This window comes from Brevundimonas sp., assembly GCF_046293315.1.
In the GTDB taxonomy this organism is placed as follows: Bacteria; Pseudomonadota; Alphaproteobacteria; order Caulobacterales; family Caulobacteraceae; genus Brevundimonas.
Window position 1 is genome coordinate 1 of sequence record NZ_JBKBPF010000066.1, and the last position, 651, is coordinate 651.

General features: G+C 66.1%; 1 protein-coding gene. It reads left to right on the top strand.

Features of this window, described 5'->3' with window-relative positions; all coding sequences use genetic code 11:
• Nucleotides 1-12: 12 nt before the first annotated feature.
• Nucleotides 13-651, top strand: a 639-nt coding sequence (locus ACK4SE_RS14040) for a RelA/SpoT AH/RIS domain-containing protein (protein ID WP_409693959.1), incomplete at its 3' end; no start/stop codon positions are given.

The following is a 651-nucleotide window of genomic DNA, read 5'->3' on the forward strand; positions in this document are numbered from 1 at the left end:
CGCGGCGAGGAAGTGGCGCTGGGCGAAAAACTCTATGAGGAAATCATCGGCCGCTTCTCGCCCGAACTGGCGAGCGAGCTGGGCGACAAGGCGCTCAACGCCGCGCTCAAGCGATTGAAGCTCGAGGATCGTGCTTCGCTGATGGTGGCGATCGCCACCCATCGCCTGCTCGATTCCGAAGTGATGGAGGCGCTGATCCCCGGCTCCACCAGCGGCCAGGAACTGGAAGAAGCCCATCCGCGCCAGCATGCTCCGGTCTCGATCCGCGGCCTGACTCCGGGCATCGCCTACAAGCTGAGCGAATGCTGCCACCCGGTGCCGGGCGACCGCATCGTCGGCATCCGCCGCACCGGCGAGCCGATCGAGGTCCACACCATCGACTGCCGCACGCTGGAGGCGGGCCAGGACGACGACTGGGTCGATTTGAGCTGGGACAGCAAGTCCAAGGGCGGCACCGCCCGGCTGCAGGTCATCGTCAAGAACCAGCCCGGCGCGCTCGCCGCCGTCGCCAATGTGTTCGGCGCGACCAAGGCGAACATCCTCAACCTGCAACTGGTCAATCGCGAAGGCCCCTTCCACACCGACATCATCGACCTGGAAGTGGCCGACGCCCAGCATCTGAGCCGCATCGTCTCTGCACTCCGTGCCCTC